This window comes from Burkholderia sp. PAMC 28687, from assembly GCF_001577465.1.
Lineage (GTDB): Bacteria > Pseudomonadota > Gammaproteobacteria > Burkholderiales > Burkholderiaceae > Caballeronia.
The window spans coordinates 1,980,664-2,002,285 of sequence record NZ_CP014505.1; the positions used below are offsets into that span (position 1 = coordinate 1,980,664).

At 58.8% G+C, this 21,622-nt stretch carries 37 protein-coding genes; 24 read left to right on the forward strand and 13 right to left on the reverse strand.

The genetic code is table 11. The features are described from left to right. Nucleotides 1–22: 22 nt before the first annotated feature. Together AX768_RS08970 and AX768_RS08980 are read left to right on the forward strand one after the other, a co-directional pair. Nucleotides 23–400, forward strand: a complete 378-nt coding sequence (locus tag AX768_RS08970) for a hypothetical protein (RefSeq protein ID WP_061999660.1) — start codon at nucleotides 23–25, stop codon at nucleotides 398–400. 424 nt (nucleotides 401–824) lie between these two features. Continuing rightward, nucleotides 825–1,331, forward strand: a complete 507-nt coding sequence (locus AX768_RS08980; RefSeq protein ID WP_061999661.1) for an SEC-C metal-binding domain-containing protein — start codon at nucleotides 825–827, stop codon at nucleotides 1,329–1,331. Nucleotides 1,332–1,342: 11 nt separating this feature from the next. Here the strand turns inward: AX768_RS08980 and AX768_RS08985 are convergent, their stop codons facing one another. Genes AX768_RS08985 through AX768_RS08995 form a run of 3 tightly spaced genes read right to left on the reverse strand, consistent with a single transcriptional unit; the run spans nucleotide 1,343 to nucleotide 3,260 of the window. Continuing rightward, the gene (locus AX768_RS08985) at nucleotides 1,343–2,446 is read right to left on the reverse strand and encodes a tyrosine-type recombinase/integrase (protein WP_155524205.1); all 1,104 of its coding nucleotides are present in this window, start codon (nucleotides 2,444–2,446) and stop codon (nucleotides 1,343–1,345) included. Beyond that, complete coding sequence (locus AX768_RS08990) at nucleotides 2,443–2,664, reverse strand: DUF4224 domain-containing protein (protein WP_061999662.1); 222 nt, start codon at nucleotides 2,662–2,664, stop codon at nucleotides 2,443–2,445. Before AX768_RS08990 ends, AX768_RS08985 begins: the two co-directional genes overlap by 4 nt. After that, nucleotides 2,664–3,260 carry a hypothetical protein gene (locus tag AX768_RS08995; RefSeq protein WP_061999663.1) on the reverse strand — a complete coding sequence of 199 codons (597 nt, stop codon included), beginning with the start codon at nucleotides 3,258–3,260 and terminating at the stop codon, nucleotides 2,664–2,666. Before AX768_RS08995 ends, AX768_RS08990 begins: the two co-directional genes overlap by 1 nt. A 32-nt stretch (nucleotides 3,261–3,292) precedes the next feature. On the opposite strand from AX768_RS08995, the gene AX768_RS09000 reads away from it, so the two are divergent. Continuing rightward, nucleotides 3,293–3,532, forward strand: a complete 240-nt coding sequence (locus AX768_RS09000) for a hypothetical protein (RefSeq protein ID WP_061999664.1) — start codon at nucleotides 3,293–3,295, stop codon at nucleotides 3,530–3,532. 59 nt (nucleotides 3,533–3,591) lie between these two features. Here AX768_RS09000 and AX768_RS09005 read toward each other — a convergent pair whose 3' ends face one another. Then, on the reverse strand, nucleotides 3,592–4,026 hold the full coding sequence (locus AX768_RS09005; RefSeq protein ID WP_061999665.1) for a hypothetical protein: 435 nt from the start codon (nucleotides 4,024–4,026) through the stop codon (nucleotides 3,592–3,594). A 95-nt stretch (nucleotides 4,027–4,121) separates the two neighbouring features. On the opposite strand from AX768_RS09005, the gene AX768_RS09010 reads away from it, so the two are divergent. Then, the gene (locus AX768_RS09010) at nucleotides 4,122–4,730 is read left to right on the forward strand and encodes a hypothetical protein (protein ID WP_061999666.1); all 609 of its coding nucleotides are present in this window, start codon (nucleotides 4,122–4,124) and stop codon (nucleotides 4,728–4,730) included. On the opposite strand, the gene AX768_RS09015 is transcribed toward AX768_RS09010, so the two are convergent. The 9 genes from AX768_RS09015 to AX768_RS09055 form a co-directional block, all read right to left on the reverse strand. Further along, entirely contained in the window at nucleotides 4,706–5,329 is a 624-nt protein-coding gene (locus AX768_RS09015) for a recombinase RecT (protein ID WP_082778787.1), read from the reverse strand. The genes AX768_RS09010 and AX768_RS09015 overlap by 25 nt on opposite strands. Before the next feature lie 26 nt (nucleotides 5,330–5,355). Beyond that, entirely contained in the window at nucleotides 5,356–5,649 is a 294-nt protein-coding gene (locus AX768_RS09020; protein ID WP_061999667.1) for a KTSC domain-containing protein, read from the reverse strand. Between the two features lie 92 nt (nucleotides 5,650–5,741). Beyond that, entirely contained in the window at nucleotides 5,742–5,963 is a 222-nt protein-coding gene (locus tag AX768_RS09025) for a hypothetical protein (RefSeq protein ID WP_061999668.1), read from the reverse strand. Between the two features lie 83 nt (nucleotides 5,964–6,046). Further along, nucleotides 6,047–6,565, reverse strand: coding sequence for a hypothetical protein (locus AX768_RS09030; RefSeq protein ID WP_061999669.1), 519 nt, complete (start codon nucleotides 6,563–6,565; stop codon nucleotides 6,047–6,049). A gap of 67 nt (nucleotides 6,566–6,632) precedes the next feature. After that, the gene (locus AX768_RS09035; protein ID WP_061999670.1) at nucleotides 6,633–7,040 is read right to left on the reverse strand and encodes a hypothetical protein; all 408 of its coding nucleotides are present in this window, start codon (nucleotides 7,038–7,040) and stop codon (nucleotides 6,633–6,635) included. A 153-nt stretch (nucleotides 7,041–7,193) separates the two neighbouring features. Next, nucleotides 7,194–7,517: a hypothetical protein gene (locus AX768_RS09040; protein WP_061999671.1), complete on the reverse strand. Its 324-nt coding sequence runs from the start codon at nucleotides 7,515–7,517 to the stop codon at nucleotides 7,194–7,196. Between the two features lies 1 nt (nucleotide 7,518). Further along, nucleotides 7,519–7,668 (reverse strand): hypothetical protein, encoded by a 150-nt coding sequence (locus tag AX768_RS32700; RefSeq protein WP_155524206.1) that lies wholly within the window; start codon nucleotides 7,666–7,668, stop codon nucleotides 7,519–7,521. A 132-nt stretch (nucleotides 7,669–7,800) separates the two neighbouring features. After that, on the reverse strand, nucleotides 7,801–8,367 hold the full coding sequence (locus AX768_RS09045) for a hypothetical protein (RefSeq protein ID WP_155524207.1): 567 nt from the start codon (nucleotides 8,365–8,367) through the stop codon (nucleotides 7,801–7,803). Between the two features lie 687 nt (nucleotides 8,368–9,054). Then, on the reverse strand, nucleotides 9,055–9,768 hold the full coding sequence (locus AX768_RS09055) for an XRE family transcriptional regulator (RefSeq protein ID WP_172811936.1): 714 nt from the start codon (nucleotides 9,766–9,768) through the stop codon (nucleotides 9,055–9,057). A gap of 92 nt (nucleotides 9,769–9,860) precedes the next feature. On the opposite strand from AX768_RS09055, the gene AX768_RS09060 reads away from it, so the two are divergent. The 20 genes from AX768_RS09060 (at nucleotide 9,861) to AX768_RS09150 (ending at nucleotide 21,613) form a co-directional block, all read left to right on the forward strand. Next, nucleotides 9,861–10,148, forward strand: a complete 288-nt coding sequence (locus AX768_RS09060) for a helix-turn-helix domain-containing protein (protein ID WP_061999675.1) — start codon at nucleotides 9,861–9,863, stop codon at nucleotides 10,146–10,148. Between the two features lie 83 nt (nucleotides 10,149–10,231). Then, complete coding sequence (locus AX768_RS09065) at nucleotides 10,232–10,603, forward strand: hypothetical protein (protein ID WP_231941250.1); 372 nt, start codon at nucleotides 10,232–10,234, stop codon at nucleotides 10,601–10,603. A gap of 12 nt (nucleotides 10,604–10,615) precedes the next feature. Next, a complete protein-coding gene (locus AX768_RS09070; RefSeq protein WP_155524208.1) occupies nucleotides 10,616–11,518 on the forward strand; it encodes a hypothetical protein in 903 nt (300 codons plus the stop codon). Nucleotides 11,519–11,521: 3 nt separating this feature from the next. Further along, complete coding sequence (locus tag AX768_RS09075) at nucleotides 11,522–12,268, forward strand: hypothetical protein (protein WP_061999677.1); 747 nt, start codon at nucleotides 11,522–11,524, stop codon at nucleotides 12,266–12,268. After that, nucleotides 12,258–12,596 (forward strand): hypothetical protein, encoded by a 339-nt coding sequence (locus AX768_RS09080; protein ID WP_155524209.1) that lies wholly within the window; start codon nucleotides 12,258–12,260, stop codon nucleotides 12,594–12,596. Before AX768_RS09075 ends, AX768_RS09080 begins: the two co-directional genes overlap by 11 nt. Then, nucleotides 12,593–12,886 carry a hypothetical protein gene (locus AX768_RS09085; protein WP_155524210.1) on the forward strand — a complete coding sequence of 98 codons (294 nt, stop codon included), beginning with the start codon at nucleotides 12,593–12,595 and terminating at the stop codon, nucleotides 12,884–12,886. The genes AX768_RS09080 and AX768_RS09085 overlap by 4 nt, the downstream gene beginning before the upstream one ends. Next, nucleotides 12,883–13,143, forward strand: coding sequence for a hypothetical protein (locus tag AX768_RS09090; RefSeq protein ID WP_061999680.1), 261 nt, complete (start codon nucleotides 12,883–12,885; stop codon nucleotides 13,141–13,143). The genes AX768_RS09085 and AX768_RS09090 overlap by 4 nt, the downstream gene beginning before the upstream one ends. Then, nucleotides 13,140–13,502 carry a hypothetical protein gene (locus AX768_RS09095; RefSeq protein WP_061999681.1) on the forward strand — a complete coding sequence of 121 codons (363 nt, stop codon included), beginning with the start codon at nucleotides 13,140–13,142 and terminating at the stop codon, nucleotides 13,500–13,502. Before AX768_RS09090 ends, AX768_RS09095 begins: the two co-directional genes overlap by 4 nt. Beyond that, on the forward strand, nucleotides 13,496–13,981 hold the full coding sequence (locus tag AX768_RS09100; RefSeq protein ID WP_082778789.1) for a RusA family crossover junction endodeoxyribonuclease: 486 nt from the start codon (nucleotides 13,496–13,498) through the stop codon (nucleotides 13,979–13,981). The genes AX768_RS09095 and AX768_RS09100 overlap by 7 nt, the downstream gene beginning before the upstream one ends. Before the next feature lie 7 nt (nucleotides 13,982–13,988). Beyond that, complete coding sequence (locus AX768_RS09105; protein ID WP_061999682.1) at nucleotides 13,989–14,186, forward strand: hypothetical protein; 198 nt, start codon at nucleotides 13,989–13,991, stop codon at nucleotides 14,184–14,186. Beyond that, entirely contained in the window at nucleotides 14,171–14,329 is a 159-nt protein-coding gene (locus tag AX768_RS32705; protein WP_155524211.1) for a hypothetical protein, read from the forward strand. The genes AX768_RS09105 and AX768_RS32705 overlap by 16 nt, the downstream gene beginning before the upstream one ends. Nucleotides 14,330–14,365: 36 nt before the next feature. Then, nucleotides 14,366–14,566, forward strand: coding sequence for a hypothetical protein (locus AX768_RS09110; RefSeq protein ID WP_061999683.1), 201 nt, complete (start codon nucleotides 14,366–14,368; stop codon nucleotides 14,564–14,566). Nucleotides 14,567–14,595: 29 nt separating this feature from the next. Continuing rightward, nucleotides 14,596–14,787: a hypothetical protein gene (locus AX768_RS09115; protein WP_061999684.1), complete on the forward strand. Its 192-nt coding sequence runs from the start codon at nucleotides 14,596–14,598 to the stop codon at nucleotides 14,785–14,787. A 110-nt stretch (nucleotides 14,788–14,897) separates the two neighbouring features. After that, on the forward strand, nucleotides 14,898–15,146 hold the full coding sequence (locus AX768_RS09120) for a hypothetical protein (protein WP_061999685.1): 249 nt from the start codon (nucleotides 14,898–14,900) through the stop codon (nucleotides 15,144–15,146). Between the two features lie 252 nt (nucleotides 15,147–15,398). Beyond that, a complete protein-coding gene (locus AX768_RS33660; protein WP_231941251.1) occupies nucleotides 15,399–15,656 on the forward strand; it encodes a hypothetical protein in 258 nt (85 codons plus the stop codon). Continuing rightward, a complete protein-coding gene (locus AX768_RS09130; protein WP_061999687.1) occupies nucleotides 15,653–17,122 on the forward strand; it encodes a PBSX family phage terminase large subunit in 1,470 nt (489 codons plus the stop codon). Before AX768_RS33660 ends, AX768_RS09130 begins: the two co-directional genes overlap by 4 nt. Before the next feature lie 45 nt (nucleotides 17,123–17,167). After that, a complete protein-coding gene (locus AX768_RS09135; protein WP_061999688.1) occupies nucleotides 17,168–18,001 on the forward strand; it encodes a hypothetical protein in 834 nt (277 codons plus the stop codon). An 18-nt stretch (nucleotides 18,002–18,019) separates the two neighbouring features. Further along, entirely contained in the window at nucleotides 18,020–19,612 is a 1,593-nt protein-coding gene (locus tag AX768_RS09140; protein ID WP_061999689.1) for a phage portal protein, read from the forward strand. Continuing rightward, nucleotides 19,612–20,418: a phage head morphogenesis protein gene (locus AX768_RS09145; RefSeq protein ID WP_082778790.1), complete on the forward strand. Its 807-nt coding sequence runs from the start codon at nucleotides 19,612–19,614 to the stop codon at nucleotides 20,416–20,418. Before AX768_RS09140 ends, AX768_RS09145 begins: the two co-directional genes overlap by 1 nt. Then, nucleotides 20,405–21,613, forward strand: coding sequence for a DUF2213 domain-containing protein (locus tag AX768_RS09150; protein ID WP_061999690.1), 1,209 nt, complete (start codon nucleotides 20,405–20,407; stop codon nucleotides 21,611–21,613). The genes AX768_RS09145 and AX768_RS09150 overlap by 14 nt, the downstream gene beginning before the upstream one ends. The last annotated feature ends 9 nt before the right edge of the window (nucleotides 21,614–21,622 follow it).

A 21,622-nucleotide genomic window follows, 5' to 3' on the forward strand; every position in this document is an offset into this window, starting at 1 on the left:
AGACAACCCCGTCGGGCTGGTGATGACTTTCCCCTGGTTTCCGTTGATCCTCAATTTCGTGCTGCTGGCCGCCGCCATCCTGATCTGCAATGCGTTGAACAACGCGCGGCGAGAGCTTGTCTGGAACGGCGCACTGCTCTTTGTTAGCTTCTCCATTCTCGCGATGGTGCTGGACTTCGTGCTGACCTTCGTCTTCGCATCAGCGACGACGACGGACAAGGAGCACTACATCGATTTATCGTCGTTATCCGCCTGCGGAGAGCGCGCGATTGCTTACGTGATTCCGTGCGTGGTTGCGGCCATCATGGCGCTGAGATTCCGTCTGCGCGACCGCAGCGAGGAAGAGCCATCCGTGATGATCCAGACGTCCGAATACACGCAGTCCGAATTGCGTTATTGACTGGCGCTTGTTCGGCGACCGATTGTGCCTTGACAGAATGAACGCCATTTGCTTCGTGCAGGAGTGAATTGCTCGGAACTTCGCTCGAAAATGAGTCCGCCGGTTCAAAATTTCGAAAGTCTCTGATATACTTTTCCTCTTTCGGGCGTAGCGCAGCCTGGTAGCGTACCTGCATGGGGTGCAGGTGGTCGGAGGTTCAAATCCTCTCGCCCCGACCAGAACACATAAGGCTCTTCGGGTTTTGCCCGGAGGGCCTTTTGTCTAACTTGGGTGGCGTTGTCTAACTTGGTTCGTCTCCATGAAACGAATGCCGGCCGTTTGTGACTCCTGTAATCGCACGTTTCCGTCGGGCTTCGCCATGGCGCCGGGCGCGTCCGGTTCGTTCGTCGGCACTCGGTCGGGTCCTTGCCCTTTTTGCGGCGGCATGGGAACCATCGTCGACGGCGAATACAAAAACGACGGGAAGAGAATCAGGTTGGTGAAGCTGCTGGCTTCTCCCGGCATGACCGCTGAACGTCTAAGGAACGTCCAAGATGTACTTGAGCAGGCTTTAAGCGGCGAGGTCCCGCGTGAAGAACTTGAGCAAAAACTGGAAGCCGAGGGAAATGGACTTTCGCAATTGCTGGATTTTGCCGAGGAACACCAGGGTTTAGGCGGTTGGCTCAGCCTCCTGATTGCGATCATTGCTCTGGTCTACCAGATTGCGAGTTCATCTGCATCGGTGTCTGAGACTGACGTCGGCAAGATCGTCGATCAGAAACTGGAGCAGCAGGCATCGCCTCAGCAACGTTCGGCACGGTTCGGCGCTCGCGCGTTTAAGCTGAAAGCAGACCAACCGACATCTGGTCAAACATCACAAAATTCTTTGTGCCCATGCAAAAGTGGCAAGAAATTCAAACATTGCCACGGCGTTAAGCGCTGGTCTCTATAGAGGTTGCTTGGTCAAGCGCGCTTAAAGGCGACGGGCGTTACGCGTTCGATCTCGCGCGACTTCGTGTAGTGCGCCGTCATTTCAGCGGTGGTGTGTCCCGCCAGCGCTTGCGCAGCTGACGCGCCATCCGTGCGTCCCTTGTCGGTCAATGCCTTCGCCCGAAGATCATGGAAGTGCATTCCAGCCAGATGCAGCGGATCGACAACAATACCTCGCTTCTTACAATCTGCCTCGTACCGAGTACGCGCCCGGGCGCATGCCCTCTTCCACGCCGTTTGCGCACCGCTGTAAGTGAAGCGCGCCCCGCCCTGGGTGCAGATAACCGGTCCGATCGCCTTTACCTTTCCTGACTTTGCCGAGTCGAGCGTCGCACGCAGCTCGGGCGTCATTGTGATCAACAATCGCACGCCGCTGCTATTCACCGTCTTGCTCGGGTGGAAATAGATACCTTCGTCGCTGACGTCCTGCCAGTTCAGGGCGAGCAAGTCCCCGATGCGCTGGGCCGTCTGATACGCGAGGTAGATCAAGCAGGAAATCACGGGCCCGGACGCCGTCGGCAGATTGTCCATGCCGAGCTGTGCAGCGGCGATAACTGCCTGGAACTCGTCGTCGGTGATATAGCGGTCGCGCTTTTTCTCTGCGGCGCCGTCGACTTCCTTCGCTGGGTTTCGATCGCGCAAGCCTTTGCGAACGGCGTGGTTGAAAATGAGCGAGAACAGGTTCTTGTATTTGTTGCTCATGTTCGGCTTAGTGGCGAAATGCTTGTCGAGGAACCGTGCGATATCGGTCGGGCGCACGTCCTCGATTAACCACTGGTCGCCGAACTCCGACTTGATGAACGTTGCCATGCGCCGGTATTCCTCGCGGGTCGACAGCGCATACTTCGGCAACTTGACCACAAGCCAGTCATCGACCAGTGCCGGCATGGTATCGACCGCGCTGCGCTCGTCGGCCTCGCGATTAAACTTGGCGAGCGATTCGTAAAGCTTCGTCAGACCGTCAGCGACACGGCACAGCTTGTGCCACTTCCGATGCAGATCCACGAACCACCAGGTGCCGTGCTTTTCATACACGCGCGCGGGCAACGGCGAAGCTTTCTTACGGCGGCCGATCATGCTGTGGTCATGTCCGATGTGAGCTGCGGACGCTTACGCGACTTCTGCTGCTTGGGTTCGGCGATGCCGGTGATGTGGTGGCGCCACACGCGCACACTGCCGTCCGGACGGCGATCGGCCGGGATCCCGGCGCGCGCAAGCGCTTCTAACTGGCGAACTGGCTGCTTATAGCCGGTGGCCACAACGATCTCTTCCTCCGACAGCGTAAGTGATTCCATCACGCACCTACCTTTTTGAATTCCACCACCCATACCCAAGGATTGTTAGTCCATGACGGTATGCCATTCAAATCGCACCACAAATCGCAGAATGACGCCTTGTGCGTCTTTCCAAGACAGCCGATGTCCTCGCAACTTTGCCGGGCGTGGTCGCACGGCTCTGTATCACGCTCGACGCCTTCGGCCATGGCATCGCCCTCGGTGATGGCCTGCACTCGCTCGACGCGCACGCCGGTCACTTCCAGGAGGATACGCGACGCATCGCGCGGCATATGGATACCCGGAATGTGCCCGAACCGCCGCGCGTAGACATTTCGCGCAATGATCTGCTCGGCAAACACAAGAGCGCTGAGAAGATCGCGGTTCCTTTCCTCGACTTCGGCAGCTTTCGCCGCGATCTTGTTTCGAGCGTCGTACCCGTGCTCTGCCTTCCACGATTCATCCCAGTTGTCGCCCGCAAGTGCAACACCGGCACGCGCATAAATAAATTGGAGGCGGTTGGTAAGTTGCATTGCAGTGCCTGCGGCTTTCCGGATGGAGCGAAGAGCGGCTTCCAATTGCCTGATGCGCAGGGCGGCGTGTTGGTCGGCGCTCATGCTAGGATTCCAAAAAACCGAGGAAGGTAGAAATGAAATTCCAATACACGCGCACAAAGGGCAAGAAACGCACTTATGAAGTAACGGCAACAGTCGAGGTCGATCGAAACGGAATAGTCCGTTACACCAGCAGCATCCAGTGCGACGGATTGAACATGGGATCTGGTCTCACCGGACGGGCTATCAAGGTGACTAATCCGGAAGCAGCGGAGCAAGCCGTTCGAGACGAAATAATTTTCGACATTGAATCGCTTTCCGGCGTAGTCGAGTGAAACCGCGCGCCGTTCAAATGGCGCGGTTTTGACATCATCTAGATTTTTCATATCCTTCCTTATTCCGCAAACAATTCGCGGTTCAACTTCTTCGAGCGCCGCGTGGCGGCCGCGTTTGTCCGGTGATGCTTGGCGTCATACGCCAGGTGGTGCCGCTGACACAGCGCGCGCAGGTTCGACGGTTCGCAGTTCTCCGGCGTGTGGTCGAGGTGCGCGATGGTCAGCACGATCACGATGTACGGCCGCTCGGGCTGCTCGCTTGCGTTCAGACGGTCGGCAATCTCGCGCGCCGCCGCGTGGGACAGCGCGTAATAGAGCTGCTCGGGAACGGCACCGCCGCGGGCGAGCAGGAAGCGCTCGCCGACCCACTGCCCTACGCCGTACTGCGGCGCGCCACAGCATTCGCACCGATGACAGGCGCGCACGAGGATCTGCTCGCGAACGGTTTGCCAGTTCGACGGGTAGCGGGCGCGGTTCGCAGCTTTAATCGGCATGACGGCTCCGAGGCGCGTCGCGTGTAATCAGGAACAAGCGCGTACCGGCGCAGTCGCTGATCCTAGAAGTGGTTTTGCCGAATCGTCGCCTGGCCGTGTTCGATGACGGCCTGCGCCTCGCGTTCTATCGCGTGCCCGAGGGCGACGAGCCGCAGCCGTCGCTCGGCATGGATCCGGACGATCTCGAAGGCCTGACCGAAAAGCGGTTTCCGTGGATGAAGCAGGACATCGAGATCGAGCGCGAGTTGTCTGGATACGTGCTGATCATCGACTTCGGGCTCGGTGGCGACAAGTCGAACATCGAGCTCGACGTGAAGAAGATCACCGATTTCAAGATCGGGATCCGCGATCACGGCTTGTTCTCTCTGCGCCATCGCTTCGTCGTGCATCCGTCGACGATCGAGAAAGGCCACATCGAGGAGATGTTGCAGCAGGAAATCAAGGTCACGCTGCGGCCGCCGAAGCCTGACGGTCAAGGAAGTCTGCCACTCGAACAGCAGAAGAAGGGCCGCGGGCGTCCGAAGAAGACCGTCGTCGAGAAGGTACAGGAAGAGGGCGATCCGTTCGCCAATAGCGATCTGGCGCAGGACGAGACGTGGATCGAGGGCGAGCAGGCGTCACGCGATGGTGGTGAGTGGCCGTTCCCGCGACCGAAGGTTGATGAGACCAGCGACGCCGATCAGGACGAGGAAGCCGAGCAATGAAACCCGAGCGCCGCGCGGTGGAGAAAGCTCTCGCCCGTTACGACCAGGCTGCGACCAAGACCGCCGCGCTCGCGCTCGAAGTACTCGGCGCGACAGCGCGCATGGTGGCCGTCGACATGGACAGGCAAGTTTCGTTTGTGACCGACGGGTTTCCACGGCTGCATTCCACTGCGCACGACTTCGTCGAAGTACTCGCGCACGATCACGGGTCGCGCCCGGTCCTTGCGGAAGATGTGGACTTCCATCCAGATCGGCACGTCCTTGTTCTCGAAGGTGCGCGTGTCATCCGCGTACTTGAACTCGAAGCCGTCGCACTGCGGGTGCTCGTTGATAATTCGCGCCCACCCGTCCACGCCCACGACCGGCACGATGCCGCCCTTGTCCGGAAACGCGTAGATTTCCTTCGTGAACGGGTTCAGACCGTACTGATCAGCAACGATCAGCAGCGCGGCCATCTGCTCGTTCGACACTTCGCCGTTTCCACCTTGGCGAAATGCCGTGGACTTGAGCGTGTCGAGCAGCCGCGTCGGCTCGATGGAGTACTTCGCTGCGAACTTCGCGACAAGGCTTTGCGGCTGCGTGGTGACTGCGTTGGACATGGTGTTCCTCGTGGTTGTGGCGGGATTTACTGCTCGTCGACCGGCGCCGGTGACATCTTCTCGATGCACACGTACGGATAGCGGATGTCGTACGGCTTGATGTGCTTGTAGAAGTGCGAGCCGATCGAATCAGCATTGCGCAGCTCATCGAACACGGCGACAGGCACGTTGCTGTAGTGGTAGAGCGACGTCGGCTTGCCGTCTTTGTTCTTGAAACGGATGGCAAGCTTCTCGATCTCAGCGTCGTGGCCGATGCTGTGGATCTGCGAGGACTCGACAGCGTCCATTGCGATAACGGGTACTGCTGCAGGCGTGTTCATGGGCGGTTGATCCTGATGAAATGTCCAAGGTAAAAAGAGATCGGCACACTAGCTGCGCACCAGACCCCAACGATGTGAAGCGCGGTGTTCACTCAACCCGCCTTCACGTATGCGAAGACCTTCGACACCGCGCGCGGGACGAAGCCCTGACCAATTGCGATTGGCTTGAGTCCGCGGCGCGCATTGCGTGCCTTCTTCTCCGCCAGCTGCGCATCGTTCATCGCCGCGTGATGGCGCATCTGTGCTGTCATCCGCTCCGCTTGCGTCAGCCGCACGCGCGTCGGAATGGTTGTCAAATCCGTGTTCTTTTCCATCACACCCCCCTACCGTTGAGAAAATGATTGCCGCGGTGACGGCGACACAACATGCTGCGAAGTAAGCGACCGGCCGTTTCAATTCAGTTCCCTGCGACGCGCGTGCTGGCCGGCTGATCGTCGGTACGGGACATGAGCGAAGCAGGCTTGCGCTTGCAATCGAACCCGGCATCGCGCATCGCGTTGTAGACCTCGGCGCTCACCTGGCAACGCACGCCGATTGCGGCACTTACGAGCGCGTCGTGGTTGAGCGGATCAACCGTTGCCTGACGCGTGAGCTCGGCGGCCGCAACTTCAAGCACACACGTCGCGCTGTCCTTGCTCGAACCGCCGCCGGCGCTGAAACCCGCGAAGGCGATCCCGCCCTGCGTCGTGCTCGAGCAGTTCATCTGGCTGAAGCTCGATGCGTACGCGCCGAGAATCGGTGCGCTAACATTGCGAACCGTCTCCGACGTGTGCTCGGGATTCGATGCAATCGTCAGCGCGCCGAACGACTTCGCATCAGATGACGCTTGCTGCTGAGCGACGGCTGTCGATTGCGCTTGCGCATGTCCGGCGATTCCCAGTGCTAAGATGGCAACTGCTATGAGACTTGTTTTCATGGTGACGCTCCCCTCGGGCGTGGTAGGAAAAGGCCGTTACGTGTTGACGCACGTAACGGCTTTCGCTTTAGTAGGCGTAGCTCGCTGCGATGTTGGAATAACCACCCGCCGAATAATCGACACCCGCGCCGCCCTTCGTGGCACCGTATCCGTCGCCGCTCGTGTAGCCGGTGCTCGCGCTGTTCGTGTTCGAGCCGCCGACTGCACCGGAACCCGAGAAGCCACCAGCCACACCGCCATAACCGACCGGCAATGCGCCTGCACCGATCACCGTGCCGCCAGCTGCGTAACCAGCGCCGTTGCTGAACGACGATTGCGCGCTGTAGCCGTTGCCGTTCGAACCACTGGTCGCCGACGAGCCACCCGACAACGACACCGAAGAACCAAATCCACCGCCGACCGAGAACGAGTCAGATGCTTGTGCGTGACCTGCGAATGCTGCGAGAACTGCTACTGCGATTGCGATGCGCTTCATGATGTAAATCCCCTCGTGTGTGCACAAATCCGTGGTGCGCGGTACTACGAAATCAGTGAATGAAAGTCCAGGCGACCATCGCGACACACACCAGGCCGCACAGCTGGCCCACTCGTGCGTGCAACCTGTCGGCTGCTTCGTAAATCGAATCGTTCAAAACGGCACCTCTGACTGCACGATCGATTCGGACGGATTGAATTCGAGACACTGCAAGTTCGATATGCGATCGTTGATCTGCTGAACTCGGGCGTTAAACTCGGCCTGAAGCTTCTCTTTCGCACGGTTCAACGATTCGACTTCCGCGGCGATCGGGTTGAAGTCAGCGGGAAGCTCACAGACCACCGTGTGCTCGCAAATGCTGATGTAACCGTGGCTTTCCATGCCGCCCAACGTGCCGCCGAAGAAGGTGTAATCGAGGCCATTCCCTAAGGCTTCCTTGCGGCCGTAGATGCCGCCCTTGATCGTGATCGTTGCCATCTCATTCCCCTTGTTGAACTGAAGCGACCGCTTCTTTGAACGCGATCACAGTGGCCGGGTTGTTCCAGCTCGCACGGACCAGCTCGACGAACGCGGCTTCGAGTTCAGCCTCAGTCGTGTGTTGTTCGTGCTGGAGTTCGGTGGTTTGCATTTCGCACCCTGGCTTTTGTTAAGTCACGCTACACATGTGGCAAGTATAGCGACGCCTATCAAAGTGTCAAGCGATACTACACACCAAGAGCAAAAAAAACCCGCCGAAGCGGGCTGAGCAACTGTTAGAGGATCAAGAACGCGGTTTAGAGGCCGGAGCAGTAGGAGGAGCAACCGGCGCAGCTTGTTGGGGAATTTGAATGATGATAGGCGCAGGCGCCTGGCTTGGCTGACTAGGAGGTGCCGACGCCCGAAGACCAGCGTATATCGCAATCGCCAGCCCTGCGGCTGGAATGACGATAGTGGCTATCCACTTATAGATGTCTGTGTGGGCCTTCTCGACGTTTGCACGAATTTCGTCGATATTCATCTTCGAGTTGAGATCCGCAAGAGCAATACGGATCTCCGACATGTCCGATCGCATGCCTCCGAATTCGGTCCTCATCGATCCGACGTCGGCCTTAACGCCACCGATGTCGGTTTCGAGTCTACCAACCGTCCGTTCTAGTACGTCGAGTCTATCCATGCCGCCATCATCTCCGCCGCCTCCTCCGCTGTCAAATGGCATGGTCGGTGCGCCGCTAACCTTTGGAGGGAACCACTTGTCAGAGGTTAAGACGTTTGTCGGTGCTACGGGAGCACTTATCTCGACGTCGTCGTCTCCAGTCGACGATGTTATTTCACCTGTGTTTTGTGCCATGACTCTATGAATTGTGCGTCGTATGTCTCAAGAAGTCCGCATGAGTTGCAACGAGCGAACACTACTCCGAGCACAGATGGATTGGCAAAATGCGCTGGGTAGAGCGCCCCAGTATGGTTACGTTTCGCGGCGTAAAACATAACGAACCCGCTTGCCCCAGCCGGTGGAGCGATGATGCTCCAAGACTTACTTCCACATGAGGGACATCCGTTTACGTGCTTCTCCTTCACATATTGTCCTGCCCATTCTGCTGTGATGGTAGGCGGATCGAGAACAGGCGGCGATGATGGAGGAGGCGGCGGCGGCGGTGGGGACGGCGGCGGGGACGGCGGCGGTGGGGACCCGCCCGGAGGCGTACTCATATAACTTCCTTTCTAGATTTGGTTTGGGGCAGTCGATTCTTATGGTGCTGGAATTACGACGAATTCGTTCTTGTCAAAACGCATGGGATCGGGGAAGACGCGAATCTCACGGTAACGCCGCGTTTATCGATCTTTACGTTGCACGTCAGATCTCGTCGCACGCCTTGAGCGTCCGTAACGAAAGCGGTTGCATTACCATTGCATGACACGCCATGATCCATCACGGTAAGCGCCAAGCCATCTGCGATTCTCGCAGTCCCGGCAAAGCCGGCAGCACTAGCGGTTGCCGGTAAAACCAGCAAAGCAAGATAAAAAAGATTTCTCTTCACTGTTCTCCACCCTGCCGATAGACAAACCGGCCTTGTATTTTCAATAACTCAGCTTGGTCCAGTCCGATTCGTTCGTCCGGATACGCCTGTTTGTTAGGATTTCGACTTTGCAGGATCCATGATCCGTCGATGCTTCGATTCAACTGCTTGATGCGCAGCCCGTCGGGGTGATGGAGCAAAAAGATTTTTCCGCTCTCTGGGGTCGTCTTGGACGTGTCAAAGATAACAATGTCACCGTCCACAATAAAATCGGCCATGCTGTCGCCGTCTGCGTAGATCGCGACGGCGTTTTCTGGCCTGAGGTCGTACTTTCGGAAAAACGTGGCTTCTTTTACCAACGTGCCTTTTGGCTGTTCCTCGTAGTTCAAAAACCCTCCTCCGCATGACCCACGGGCTTCCCAATAAGGAATTTCGCCGGTCGCTCTCTCAGTATTTTCGGAGCTTTCAAGGGTAAAGGAATTTTTGCTCTCGTTGCGATGTTCTACCGCACGGTATGGCCGACGCGGCTCGTCAAACCGGGCCTCGCCGGTCAGCAGATAGTCAACTGAAGTTTTCAGCGTTCGCGCCAAAGCATCGAGCTTACTTTGATCAGGGCGTGTGTCACCCCTCTCCCACGACGCCACAGCTCCCCGGGAAATTCCAAATACATCACCAATTTGTTGAAGGGTGAGACCCAACCCTTTGCGCTTTTCGCGAATTATCGAACTCATATCCATAGTGCAGTGAAACTTAACACTTGCGTGTGTAGTTTTGCTTCGCCTATCATGTGTAGCATCTCTTCACATACCGGAGCCAAATCGTCATGGACGAAACGACTACGGCCGAACCTCGGCAGGTCGAGCTGCGACACGCGATCAAGCTGGCGGGCGGTGCTGTTGCCGTGTCCGATCACCTGAAGCTATCTCGTGGCGCGATTTACGACTTCATTCGTCGCGGAAATTTCCCGCCCGAACACTGCCCCGAGATCGAGAAGTTCTCGAACGGGAAGGTCAAGTGCGAGGTCTTGAACACCACCGTTGATTGGGGATTCCTGCGTCAATCGACCGACGCAGGTGCAGACCAATCAACCGAACAGACAAGCGCCGCCTGACGATTCCCCTTGGCTACACGTCGTTTTGATGTGTGGCCATTTTTACGACTAGCAGTGACAACTAGCGACAAAAGGTTTTATCAATGAATGTCACCGACAAAAAAAGTGTCCAGATGACGCTCGATTTCGAGCCGGGGCTGACGGACCGCTACACCTCGCTGCGTGACTGCGTGGCGACAGCCGTGTACCAGCGCGGCCTTTCGAAGTGCGCGATCGATCTCAACGAATCGCCGGGGAACTTGAGTAACAAGCTCTCGGAGAACCCGAACCGTCACTTCAACATCGATGACCTGGAACGCTTCCTCACGGCCAGCGGCGATATGACGCCGCTGTATTACCTCACCGAGAAATTCCTGCGCCAGCGTTCGGACGCGAAGAAAGCTGCGACCGAGAAGATTCAGCAGCTCGGCCCGCAGCTTATTGATTTGCTTCGGCAAGCCGGGATCTCTGCCTAATGGCGGGTTGAAATGGCAAGAATTCGCAGTATCAAACCCGAGTTTTGGACGTCCGAACAGGTCATGGAGCTGTCGCGCGATGCGCGCAACTGCTTCATCGGCATGTGGAATTTTTGCGATGACGCGGGGATCCATCCGGCAAGCCCCAAACGCCTCAAAGCCGAGGTGTTCCCGGCTGACGATTTGACTGCTGCTGACGTTCGACGACTAGTCGACGAATGCATAAATGTCGGACTCGTCGAGGAGTACACCATTGGCGACGAATCGTTCTGGATTGTCACGGGCTGGCACCACCAGAAAATCGACAAGCCGACGTTTCAGCATCCCCGTCCTGATGGGTCCGTTCCTGACGGTGCGGCAAAACGCCGTGTAACCCGCATAAATACCCAAAATTCGACAACCTCTCGCGTAGGTGTCGGCGAGGACTCGTCGAATGGTAGCCGAGGACTAGTCGAGGCCTCACCCCCGGAGTCGAGTCGAGTCGAGTCGAAGGGAGTCGATAAAGACAAAACCATCGTTCCTGTCATCGCTACAGGTAAACCCGCGCGCAGCGCGAGTGATGATTTCACCCCGAAAAACGAAGGCGACTGGCAGCGGTATTTCCGCGAACAGCACGGCGTCGAGCTCGATGCGACCAGCCTCCACGATCGGAAGAAAGCGTGGCCCCTTTTCGCGAAGTGGGCGAAAGCAGGCATCACCACAGCGCAGATGGACGCCGCCATCGCCAAGGCTCACGACGAAGCCACTGACACGATCGCGTTTCTCCCGGCATACGCCGATCGCGTTCTCGCATCGATGAGCAAACCCGAACGGCTTAACCCTGATCAACAGCGCCGCGCCATCAGCGACGCCAACGCTGCCGCATGGCTCGCCGGTGAAACGACCGATCCCAACGTCATCGACATGGAGCACTGAGCCATGACCCCGAACGATAAAGCCGCTTTCCTCGCTGTGCTATCGCGCACGTTCCGCACGCTGCGTCAGCCTGTGCCCGAGCCTGAAATTCTGGATGTGTGGTGGGCAAAGCTCGAGCCGTTTCCGATCGAAGCGATTGCGTCAGCGTTCTCGAAGCACCTCGACGTGAGCGAATTTGCACCCACGCCTGCGGCAATCCTCCGGCACCTGCCACGCGAAAGCGACGGTCGACCGGGTACCGACGAAGCATGGGCAATCGCACTGCGCTCACGTGACGAACGGGACACGGTCGTGTGGACCGAGGAAATTGCAGAAGCGTTCGAAGTCTCGAAATCCGTGATTGACGGTGACGAAATCGGCGCACGAATGGCTTTTCGCGATGCATACACGCGCATTTGCGAACGAAACCGGGTGGCGAACCTGCCAGCGAAATGGGTCATTTCTCAAGGTTTCGATGCTGCGCGCCGGGAAGAGGTTGTGCGGCAGGCAGTACGCGAAGGGCGATTGCAAATTGCGCATGCGGTGGCCGTCGTGCCTTTGCTGGCAAGCGAAAGCGACGGTCCTGCTTGCGTCGATGTCGAGGCAAATCTCTCGCGGCTCAAGCGGCTGGTGTCGGGGATTGAAGAATCAAAAGCCCGCGCACTCGCCGCCAAAGCGCAGCGCGCACGTGAGGATCAGGAAGCGCTCATCGCAGCAAAGGCCGAGACCGCGCGGCGCGTTGCCGAGTACGAGGCGAACCATGGCAGCTAATCCCGACGGCACCGTCTGGGGCATGTGCGCGGCCTACGGTTGCCCGCTTGCCGGATCGTTCGGTGTTGCCGGCAAGTGGCTGTGCTGCTGCCACTTCCGCGCGTCTGGCTCGACGAACGACGCGATCACGGCCGAGATCCACCGTCATCGCAACCTGGTCGACGCGGCGCTGCTCGCACGTCGCACCGGTGACGGCCATGGCGTGAAACACGCCGAGGACCAGCTCGTGATCCTGACCGCCGAGATTGGCCAACAGCAAACCATTCCCACGGCGCCCGTCACGGGCCCGACGCACGCCGCCACGCCCTACGCGGAGACAGACGCATGAACTGCAAACCCGGAGACCTTTGCTACGTGGTGGGCGTTGCGCAACTGCCCCCGCCTTTGAGCCTTGCGCTCGGCCGTGTGGTTCGCGTGACGCATCTTTCGAAACCGGACGTGTGGCGCTTGGAGCGCGCGATGCAGCTGCAATGGGGCTTCTTGCACCTCGAACTATTCGGCATCGAAGACCACTACCTGCGTCCGATCGCCGGCCCGTCCGTCGACAAGGTCATCGAAACCGAAACCCTCAACCCGCTTGAGCTCGCGCTCGGCATCACCGCAAAGGCCTGGCTATGACCGCAATCAAGGTCGAAAAGAACGTTCCGATTCCACCGCAGATGCGCCCTCGCTCGAGCGCAATCCCGTTCGAAAAAATGGAGATCGGCGATTCGATATTCATCCCGTGCAAGGACAAGAAGGCGAAGGGACGCGCGACCAGCAGCGTTGCGATGTACGCCAAGAAGCACGGCGTCAAGTTCACGACGCGCACGGTGCCCGGTGGCATTCGCGTCTGGCTGATTGCCATGCCCACGACTGCAGCGGAGGCCGCATGAACAAGCCCGCTATCCCTGTCGACTTCGATGACTACGCGCTCGACATGGCGCGCCGCATTGCGAGCATCGATCGCGCTCGCCTGCCCGGATCAACCGCTCAGTTCACTGCCGTGATCCAGGCCACGATCGTCGACGCCATGCTGTTCGCCTCGGCCTATGCCCGTGAGCCGCACGTGATGGTCAAGGGCAACAGCATCGTGATGTCGCCGGCCATGCCGATGGCGGACCACGAGATGGACGTGCTGCGTGCGATCGCTTCACGGTTGAAGTTTCCGCGTTGCGACTGGTCTCCCGTAAGCGGCAGTTCGCTCAGCCTTGGTGTGGTCGTGTCCCTTAACGAGGAGACGAAGCCGTGCTAGTCGTCACGCTCCCCTACCCGATCTCGGCAAATCGCTACTGGCGCTCGTTCCCGCTGAACGGTCGCACGATGACGGCGCCGACGAAGGAAGCGAAAGCCTACAAGACCGAGGTGGGCTGGTTGTTGCGCGCCGCCGGCGTGCGTACGCCCTGCCCGGGCCGCGTGCACATTCACATTGACCTGTACCCGAAGCGGCCGCAGGACTGGCAAGCGCGGATGCGCAAGCACGGCGAGTTTTGGGACGACACCGTCCAGTCCATCGACCTCGATAACGCACGCAAGGTGCTCTACGACTCGTTCACTGGCGTGGCAATCATCGACGACAAGTGGGTCTGGTCGGATAGCGCACAACGGTGCGAGCCGGACGGCGAAGCGCGCGTCGTGGTTTCCATCAAGCCGATCAAGCGCCCGATTCGACAGACCGCGCTCGACCTTCCCGAACCCGCGCCGTTGCGCGTCTTTGATCCACTGGACGTCTGAGTCCGCCATGGCACCGAAAATCGAGATCGGACCGATGACAATCGTTTTGACTTACGCCGAGTCGGTCGCATGGTGGGTGACGCCATACCTGCAATCGGTCTGGTACTTCTCCCAGATTACCGGCTTTGACTACGACTCTAAAAAAGTCATGCGGATGGCGTCGAAGGGCATCAAGGTTAAGGAGAAATCATGCGAGTCAACGTAACCGTCCGCATGACCCTCGCCTGGTGGCTCATGCCCTACCTCAAAGCCGTGTCGATCGCCTCGCGCATCCCCGGCGTTCGCATCGATCCCGACAAAGTCGCCTACCGCGCCATGAAGGGCGTGCGCGTCAAGGTCGAAAAGTAACCCGTTGCACCCTCAATCAAATCGGAGAAAACAGACATGCGAAGCCGCAACAAGTACAAGCCACACCTTGGCGCGAAAGAACAGGAGCGCGCGAAGCGTCTGTGGGAATCAGAATTTCTCAATGAACCCGTGGCGGCGATCGACCTGAGCATCGGACACAAACGTTCGTCGCCCACTTTGTGCCAGTCGAGCAAGCGTTTCTACGCAGCAGAAGAACGCGCGATGTTCAACGTTTAAACCGCAGCACCAACCCCAAGGAGAAGCACATGACCACCACGGTCCGAATCAAAGTCGAGCACGTCCACCAGGATGCACACGTCGAGATCCACTACGTCGACAAGGCAACCGGCCAGAAGACCGGCCGCGCTGCGCTGCTGCAGGCCGGCGAAGAAACGACCGTCGCTTGCCACGCCCACGGCGACATCGTGATCGAGGAAGTCGGCGGCACGTACAGCTGAGCGTTGTCCGACCTGCCGACCGTTAGCGGCAACCTACGCCGATGGGTACTCGGCCGCTGGCCTCGCGTACGGGCACTTCCGCTTTTCCACCTGCTACACGAGGTCGCAACATGGAATCATCGTCACTCGCATCTGCCTGGGCTGTCGTCGAGCGCTCCACCCTCCTGATCGGTGTGTCGCCGGTGGCCAAGGTCGACGCGCAGGTTTGCTTTTACATGGGCGTCCATGCCGCGCTCTCCGCGCAGCTGGCCGCCGTCAAGATGCCCGATGCGATGACTGCCGACGCCCTCGCCTGCCTTCAGCTCGAAGTCGAGGATTTTTTCGACCTCTTCGGATTATCGACAGCCACGTCGAACTGAAAGCTTCAGGACCGGAGATAATCCGGATTATGATTAATCGACCTAGACCCGATTTATCGGGATTGAGAACGGACAATGCCAGCCAGCGGTAATCCAGCCACCCAATTTTCAAAAGACCGGCAACCTACGAAGCGTCGGGGAAAAGACACGCGCACTAAAATCCTTGACGCGATTAAAAAAGAAACGAAACTCACCGAGGATTTGTTTTATCGGGAGGTTTCAAAGCGCGCGATCACGAATAACGACGTCGTGATGATGAAAGAGCTGCTGATGCGCGTGGCGCCGGTGTCCAAGCCCGTCGCACCTGATGTGCGCTTCGACTTCCCCGAAAGCGGCAGTCCCGTGGAGCAGGTCGACGCGATCATGAAGGCCGTATCTGAAGGCAAGGTGCCCGCTGACGTAGGGCAAATGCTGGTGAACATGATCCGCGCAAAGCTCGATGTGCTGGAAATCAGCGAACTGGCTGACCGGCTCGCCGCGATCGAGAAGCAACTCGCGGAAGGAAAATGAGCCGCCGCAGGATCTCGCACGCCGCGATCGCCCGGGTCGAAAGCTATTTCAAGGGCATCGCGACGAAGGCAAAGCCGGCCGTATTCGGCATTTGCGACATGCAGCGCGAGGTCATTCGGTGCGTGGACGTCGACGGCAATCCGACGGACGCCGAGCCGACGGTGTTCATTCCGGCCAAGCTCGAACGGCTGATTCCCCACAAGCGGCTGAAAATCATCTACGGCGGGCGCGGCTCAGCCAAGACGCGAACCGTCGTGTCGATCATGACGGCCCAAGCATCTGCCCGCCGGGAGCGCGTGCTCTGCCTTCGCGAGATCCAGGCGTCCATTGAGGAATCGAGTTATCAGGAGCTCGCCGAGGAGATCGAGCGGCGCGACCTTGGCGACTCGTTCGTGACCGGGAAAAAGAATATCCGGGTGCCGGCCACACGCAGCAGCTTCTCGTTCCGAGGCCTCTACCGCAATCAGCGCGGCATCAAAGGCTTCACGAAGGCGACGAAGGCATGGGTCGACGAAGCCGACGGCGTCTCCCGCGACTCGTGGGAAATCCTGATGCCGACAATCCGCGAAGCGGGTTCGGAGATTTGGGTCACCTTCAACCCGAACAAAGAGACAGATCCGACGTGGGTCGACCTGATCGGCCCATACGAGGCTTTGCTCGACGCTGACGGCTGCTACGAGGACGATGACACCCTGATCATCCGCGCGAACTACACGGACAATCCATGGTTCACCGAAGAGCTGGAACTCGAGCGCGCGAAGATGGAGCGCACGAACAAGGACCGCTACAACTGGATCTGGCTCGGGAAGTTCAACAAGCGCAGCGAGGAAGTAATCTTCGCTGGCAAGTGGCGCGAAGAGGCATTCGAGACGCCGGCGGGCGTGCGCTTCTTCTTTGGCGCGGACTGGGGCTTCGCGCAGGACCCGACCACGCTCAACCGATGCTGGGTCAAGGGCAACACCCTATTCATCGACTACGAAGCCCACGGCGTGCGCACCGAATCAACCGACATCTGGAAGCTGTTTTCCGGCAAGGAAGGCGCGAAGCGCGAGCAGCTCAAGGAATGGGAAGCGGCCGACACCCTGAAGTACCCGGGCATTCCCGGCGCTCGAAAATGGAAGATCAAGGCCGACGGCGCACGGCCCGAGACGATCAGCCAGGTCGCGCGTCAGGGCTTCAACATCGACGCGGCGAAGAAATGGGGCGGATCCGTTGAGGACGGCATTGCGGTGCTGCTCGGCTTCGATGAAATAGTCGTTCACCCCCGCTGCGTTCACACCATTGCCGAGTTATCGCTTTATTCCTACAAGGTCGATAAACAAACTGGCGACATTCTCCCGATAATCGTCGACAAGCATAATCACCATATCGACGGCATTCGCTATTCGCTCGATGGCTATATACGCGGTCGCGGACAGGGTATTATCATTTCCGCCGAAGCATTACAGACAATGCAGGCCGCTTAAAATCGGCATTCTCGGGATTAATAACCCTCACCGGAGTGAATCAAAATGTTTAATTTGCGTCGTTCGATTATCTCGGCGTTGCTCTTTGCCGCCCTTCCCCTGCATATGTCCGATGCTGACGCGGCCGCCGCGCAACCGGGCCAATGCCTGTTCTACAACGAAACCACGAAGGTGGTGTTCGCCGACGTATCGACCCGCGATGCGCAAAGCGACGTGATCGCGATCGCCGCTGCTGACGTGCCGAATCTGCTCGCCGAAGGCGCGACGGTGGATTCAAGCGCCCAGCCGTTGATCGACGCGGGAAACGATGCCCCGGCTGCATCGGACCCGGCTGCGTCTGCGACTTCCTCGGTTACGGACGCTGATGTCGGTGGCGTGGCCGCTGACCCAAACGCCGGTGTCTCGTCTGTGGCAAGCAACCCCGAAAGCGACACGACATCGTCTGCGACGTCTGCCTCGCTCTCCGACACCGCCGCAGCGGACCAAAGCACCGATATCGTTCCGCCGGTGCCTGGCGCTACGTTTGAACCGGCTCCGCAAGTGGTCGACGCACCGACCACGGGCGAACTGACCGCGGCGGCTTCGCTGCCGACGCCTGCCGCACCTGGTGTGCCGACGCTCGCTGAAGTGCCGGCAGCAGATCCGACCGCCGCACCTGTCGACGACAACACCGGCAAGGTGGTGATCGATGCCGGCGCTCACACCGAGGCAAAGGATCGCTTCGCAGGCATTCTCGCCGCGCTGCACTCGTTCGAGGAAGACACGGTCGAGAAGCTGAAGGAAGAAATGCAGGCGATCGGCGTGTTGCTGCATCTGCACTCGAAGGCGTCTGCACAAGCCTCGTCAACCGGCGACTATCAAGCCGGCGACGCTTCGTAATCCACCTGACGGCGCGCCATGCTGACACGTATCCGCTCTCTTCTCAGCGGCGCGCCGCTTCTCCCGGTCGCCCCTTCTCAGGTCACGCTCGAGCAAACGCCTCGCGTTGAGCCTCATTGGCCGTCACTCGAAGGGCCGACACGTAAAGGCCTGAAGATCAATCCTTTGGCGCTTTCGGCATTTGGCGACCCGGGCGGCGCCGTCGATTGGGCTAAGAAGTTCAAACCGCCTGAAGTCGCGCCCGGCACCATCCCGAAAGATCACAAAACGCAAGTCTTGGCGATGGACTCCATGTGCGACAACATGGCAAACATCGTCGGCATGCACAGCGGGTTCAACAATCTCGCTGGCGTCGATTTCTTGGGCTACGCTGCCCTCTCCCTCGTTGCTCAACACCCGCTGATTCGCGCGATCGTGCAGACCCTCGCCGACGAGATGACGCGCAAGTGGATTGAGTTCAGCGGCAAGGGATCCGAGGCAAGCGACACGAAGCGCGTCCAAGACCTCGACGCCGCAACGAAGAAATTCAAGACGAAAGAATATTTCAATGCCGCCGCCTGCACGACCGGTTACATGGGCGGCGCGATGTTGTTCATGGACATGGGCGACGACACGAACACACCCGAAGGTAGGGCCGAAGTCGCGACGCCGTTGACGCTTGACTCTGCCAAGATCCCGAAAGGTTCGTTCAAAGGTTTCCGGCTCATCGAGCCGATCAACTGCTACCCGGCGCCGTACAACGCTGACAACCCGCTCAACCCAGGCTATTACAAGCCGAACGCCTGGCTGATCCAAGGGCGCACTGTGCACGCCTCGCGCCTGTTGCGCTTCGTACAGAACGATCCGCCGATTCTACTCAAGCCCGCATACAACTTCTTCGGAATCCCGATGGCGCAGATGGCGCTCGACTATGTCGACCGATTCGACACTGTGCGCATCGCGGTCGCCAAGCTGGTCAAACGCTTCTCGACATCGATCCTGAAAACGGACATGAGCCAGATGCTCAACGGCGGCGGGTACGAGGATGCGCAGTCACTCAAGGGCCGCGCTGCCATCTGGAGCGCGCAAGCCACGAACGACGGCCTGCTAACCCTCGACATGGACGGCGAGGAATTCGTCCAGGTCAACACACCGCTTTCCGGCCTCGGCGACATCGTCTCGCAGCAATTGGAGCTGCTCTCCGCGATCGCTCGCACGCCGGCCGTCAAATTGCTCGGCATCTCGCCCAAAGGCTTCAACAGCACGGGCGAATACGACGAGTCGAATTGGTACGATCACGTGTCGAGCCAGCAGTCGAGCATGTTCGGCGACAACCTCGACACTGCGGTCAAGGTCATCCAGCTATCCGAATTCAACAAGATCGATCCGGATTTGACACACAGCTTTGTGCCGCTGCATGAGCTGAGCGAGACCGAGAAGGCGCAGAACCGCAAGAGCAACGCTGATACTGATGCCATCTATCTTGATCGAGGCGGCGTGTCCATCGAGGAAGTTCGCACACGTCTCGCGGCTGATCCGGACAGCGGATACGAGTCGCTCGACGTCGATGACTTGCCGACGCCGCCTGACCCGACCACCGATCCGGATACGGATTCTTCCGGCGACGTCTGATGGGCCGCGCCGCCAAAACGCGCGGCGAGGCGCGCCCTACTCTGCCGAGTGCTGCGCTGCGCATCGCATACCAGCGCAAGCTCGACGACCTCATCTACCAGATGCACCGCTCGACGCTCTACTGGCTGCGCGCTACCTATGCGGCACGTGAAGGTGAGATTGTTCGGGATTCGAGCCCAGCGCGCGATCTCGCCGACCAGCTGGCCAAGCGCGCCGCCCAGTGGAAGAAGATGTTCGCCGAGCACGCCCCGGATCTCGCGCGGTGGTTCATTGCCAAGGTCGACCGGCACGCCAGCAACGCCACCAAGCAAGCCGCTGTCTCCCTGACCGGTTTCGGCGTCTCGATGAAAGACACGCTGATCACGAACAACGTCTTGCAGGCCTCGATCGTCGAAAACGTCGGGCTGATCAAGTCGATCCAGTCGGAGTACTTCAGCGAGGTCGAGGGCATGGTTATGCGCAGTGTCACCTCTGGGCGCGACCTCCAGACCCTGACGAACAACCTCGAAGCCCGCTACGGCATCACGCGAAAACGCGCCAAATTAATCGCGAACGACCAAAACAATAAGGCCACCGCGCAAATGGCGCGCGTCCGGCAACAGGCATTGGGAGTGACAAAAGCGAGGTGGTTGCACACCGGCGGCGGTAAAAACCCGCGACATTCGCATGTTTTGGCAAATGGAAAGATATTCGACCTCGATAAAGGTCTTAAAATCGACGGCGAGTATGTATTCCCCGGCGAGTTGATTAATTGCGGCTGCGTCGGGGCACCTATTATCCCGGGCGTGGACGATGAAACCGAATAAATCCGAAGTGGTTTTGGCTTTCGACAAGGGCAGCGTGCGCCGAGTCGACACCGATGGCCGGCTGTTTCTCGAATCTAGCCACATTTCAAAAGCCGGAGTAAATCCGTATTACGGGCGCGAGATTCCCAAGTGGGACGAGCTCGGCCTAGATCCGGACAAGGTCTACCAGGTGTTCCGTCCGCCCGAGGAGCTTGAGGCGTCGGCGCACACGTTCAACAACATTCCGATCCTCGCCGTCCATACCCATGTCACCGCCGAGAACCCAAAAAAAGAGGTGATTATCGGGAGCACCGGTAATTCCGCCACTTTCAACGGCGAATATCTCGACAACGGGCTGGGTTTTTGGGACGCGGATTATATCGATAAAATCGACACGGACGAGCAAAGGCAGTTATCCGCCTCATATCGCTATATTCCCGTGTTGATTAAAGGTGCCTATAATGGCACGCCATACGATATTAAAATGACGCAGATTGAAGGTAATCACGTCGCTTTAGTCGTTGAGGGTCGCGCCGGGCCTGATGTTCTCGTTGCCGATTCCAAACTCCACCATCCTGTAAAGGTTAAAACCGTGAAACTGAATCCCAAGCAAAAGGCAGCGCTTAAAGCGCATATGCCAAAGCTCAAGGTGGCGATGGATGAAGGCATCGACACTGAAGGCGTTGAAAGCGCGCTCGAACAGGCACTCGAAGAAGTCCAGGCGCTCGGTGAAACCACCGACACCACGACCGACGCCGATGCCGGCAGCGCTGAAATCGTGGCTCTGCTCAAGCAGATCATGGAGAAGATGGAAGGCACGTCGACGGCCGCCGCTGACGAAACCGCCAAAACCGCCGAAGAAGCGAAAAAGGCCGAAGCCGCCAAGAACGCGTCGGCCATGGACGAGAAGATCAAGTCCGCGACCGACGGTGTGAAGGCTTCGATCGAAGGTCGTTTCAAGGCCGCCGAGAAAGTCGCCCCGCTCGTTGGCAAGCTCGATGCGATGGCCTTCGACTCAGCCGAAGCGATCTTCGCGCACGCGCTGAAGACTTCTGGCATGAAGCCTGAAGACCACGCGGCACCCGCCTATGCCGGCATCGTCGAAGTGCTGATTCAGCAAAAGTCGGCGACGCCCCACTACGTTGCGAACGACGAAAAGAACGCGGGCGAATTGCTCACGACCTTCGGTGCGCTCGCCAATATCCGCCAAGCCTAAGGATCCGTC

Bases quoted from the DNA above. Each gene is read 5' to 3' on its own strand.
- AX768_RS08970 (WP_061999660.1), top strand. From the start codon at position 23: ATGACTTTCCCCTGGTTTCCGTTGATCCTCAATTTCGTGCTGCTGGCC.
- AX768_RS08980 (WP_061999661.1), top strand. From the start codon at position 825: ATGGGAACCATCGTCGACGGCGAATACAAAAACGACGGGAAGAGAATC.
- AX768_RS08985 (WP_155524205.1), bottom strand. From the start codon at position 2,446: ATGATCGGCCGCCGTAAGAAAGCTTCGCCGTTGCCCGCGCGCGTGTAT.
- AX768_RS08990 (WP_061999662.1), bottom strand. From the start codon at position 2,664: ATGGAATCACTTACGCTGTCGGAGGAAGAGATCGTTGTGGCCACCGGC.
- AX768_RS08995 (WP_061999663.1), bottom strand. From the start codon at position 3,260: ATGAGCGCCGACCAACACGCCGCCCTGCGCATCAGGCAATTGGAAGCC.
- AX768_RS09000 (WP_061999664.1), top strand. From the start codon at position 3,293: ATGAAATTCCAATACACGCGCACAAAGGGCAAGAAACGCACTTATGAA.
- AX768_RS09005 (WP_061999665.1), bottom strand. From the start codon at position 4,026: ATGCCGATTAAAGCTGCGAACCGCGCCCGCTACCCGTCGAACTGGCAA.
- AX768_RS09015 (WP_082778787.1), bottom strand. From the start codon at position 5,329: ATGTCCAACGCAGTCACCACGCAGCCGCAAAGCCTTGTCGCGAAGTTC.
- AX768_RS09020 (WP_061999667.1), bottom strand. From the start codon at position 5,649: ATGAACACGCCTGCAGCAGTACCCGTTATCGCAATGGACGCTGTCGAG.
- AX768_RS09025 (WP_061999668.1), bottom strand. From the start codon at position 5,963: ATGGAAAAGAACACGGATTTGACAACCATTCCGACGCGCGTGCGGCTG.
- AX768_RS09030 (WP_061999669.1), bottom strand. From the start codon at position 6,565: ATGAAAACAAGTCTCATAGCAGTTGCCATCTTAGCACTGGGAATCGCC.
- AX768_RS09035 (WP_061999670.1), bottom strand. From the start codon at position 7,040: ATGAAGCGCATCGCAATCGCAGTAGCAGTTCTCGCAGCATTCGCAGGT.
- AX768_RS09040 (WP_061999671.1), bottom strand. From the start codon at position 7,517: ATGGCAACGATCACGATCAAGGGCGGCATCTACGGCCGCAAGGAAGCC.
- AX768_RS32700 (WP_155524206.1), bottom strand. From the start codon at position 7,668: ATGCAAACCACCGAACTCCAGCACGAACAACACACGACTGAGGCTGAA.
- AX768_RS09045 (WP_155524207.1), bottom strand. From the start codon at position 8,367: ATGGCACAAAACACAGGTGAAATAACATCGTCGACTGGAGACGACGAC.
- AX768_RS09055 (WP_172811936.1), bottom strand. From the start codon at position 9,768: ATGAGTTCGATAATTCGCGAAAAGCGCAAAGGGTTGGGTCTCACCCTT.
- AX768_RS09060 (WP_061999675.1), top strand. From the start codon at position 9,861: ATGGACGAAACGACTACGGCCGAACCTCGGCAGGTCGAGCTGCGACAC.
- AX768_RS09065 (WP_231941250.1), top strand. From the start codon at position 10,232: ATGAATGTCACCGACAAAAAAAGTGTCCAGATGACGCTCGATTTCGAG.
- AX768_RS09070 (WP_155524208.1), top strand. From the start codon at position 10,616: ATGGCAAGAATTCGCAGTATCAAACCCGAGTTTTGGACGTCCGAACAG.
- AX768_RS09075 (WP_061999677.1), top strand. From the start codon at position 11,522: ATGACCCCGAACGATAAAGCCGCTTTCCTCGCTGTGCTATCGCGCACG.
- AX768_RS09080 (WP_155524209.1), top strand. From the start codon at position 12,258: ATGGCAGCTAATCCCGACGGCACCGTCTGGGGCATGTGCGCGGCCTAC.
- AX768_RS09085 (WP_155524210.1), top strand. From the start codon at position 12,593: ATGAACTGCAAACCCGGAGACCTTTGCTACGTGGTGGGCGTTGCGCAA.
- AX768_RS09090 (WP_061999680.1), top strand. From the start codon at position 12,883: ATGACCGCAATCAAGGTCGAAAAGAACGTTCCGATTCCACCGCAGATG.
- AX768_RS09095 (WP_061999681.1), top strand. From the start codon at position 13,140: ATGAACAAGCCCGCTATCCCTGTCGACTTCGATGACTACGCGCTCGAC.
- AX768_RS09105 (WP_061999682.1), top strand. From the start codon at position 13,989: ATGGCACCGAAAATCGAGATCGGACCGATGACAATCGTTTTGACTTAC.
- AX768_RS32705 (WP_155524211.1), top strand. From the start codon at position 14,171: ATGCGAGTCAACGTAACCGTCCGCATGACCCTCGCCTGGTGGCTCATG.
- AX768_RS09110 (WP_061999683.1), top strand. From the start codon at position 14,366: ATGCGAAGCCGCAACAAGTACAAGCCACACCTTGGCGCGAAAGAACAG.
- AX768_RS09115 (WP_061999684.1), top strand. From the start codon at position 14,596: ATGACCACCACGGTCCGAATCAAAGTCGAGCACGTCCACCAGGATGCA.
- AX768_RS09120 (WP_061999685.1), top strand. From the start codon at position 14,898: ATGGAATCATCGTCACTCGCATCTGCCTGGGCTGTCGTCGAGCGCTCC.
- AX768_RS33660 (WP_231941251.1), top strand. From the start codon at position 15,399: ATGATGAAAGAGCTGCTGATGCGCGTGGCGCCGGTGTCCAAGCCCGTC.
- AX768_RS09130 (WP_061999687.1), top strand. From the start codon at position 15,653: ATGAGCCGCCGCAGGATCTCGCACGCCGCGATCGCCCGGGTCGAAAGC.
- AX768_RS09135 (WP_061999688.1), top strand. From the start codon at position 17,168: ATGTTTAATTTGCGTCGTTCGATTATCTCGGCGTTGCTCTTTGCCGCC.
- AX768_RS09140 (WP_061999689.1), top strand. From the start codon at position 18,020: ATGCTGACACGTATCCGCTCTCTTCTCAGCGGCGCGCCGCTTCTCCCG.
- AX768_RS09145 (WP_082778790.1), top strand. From the start codon at position 19,612: ATGGGCCGCGCCGCCAAAACGCGCGGCGAGGCGCGCCCTACTCTGCCG.
- AX768_RS09150 (WP_061999690.1), top strand. From the start codon at position 20,405: ATGAAACCGAATAAATCCGAAGTGGTTTTGGCTTTCGACAAGGGCAGC.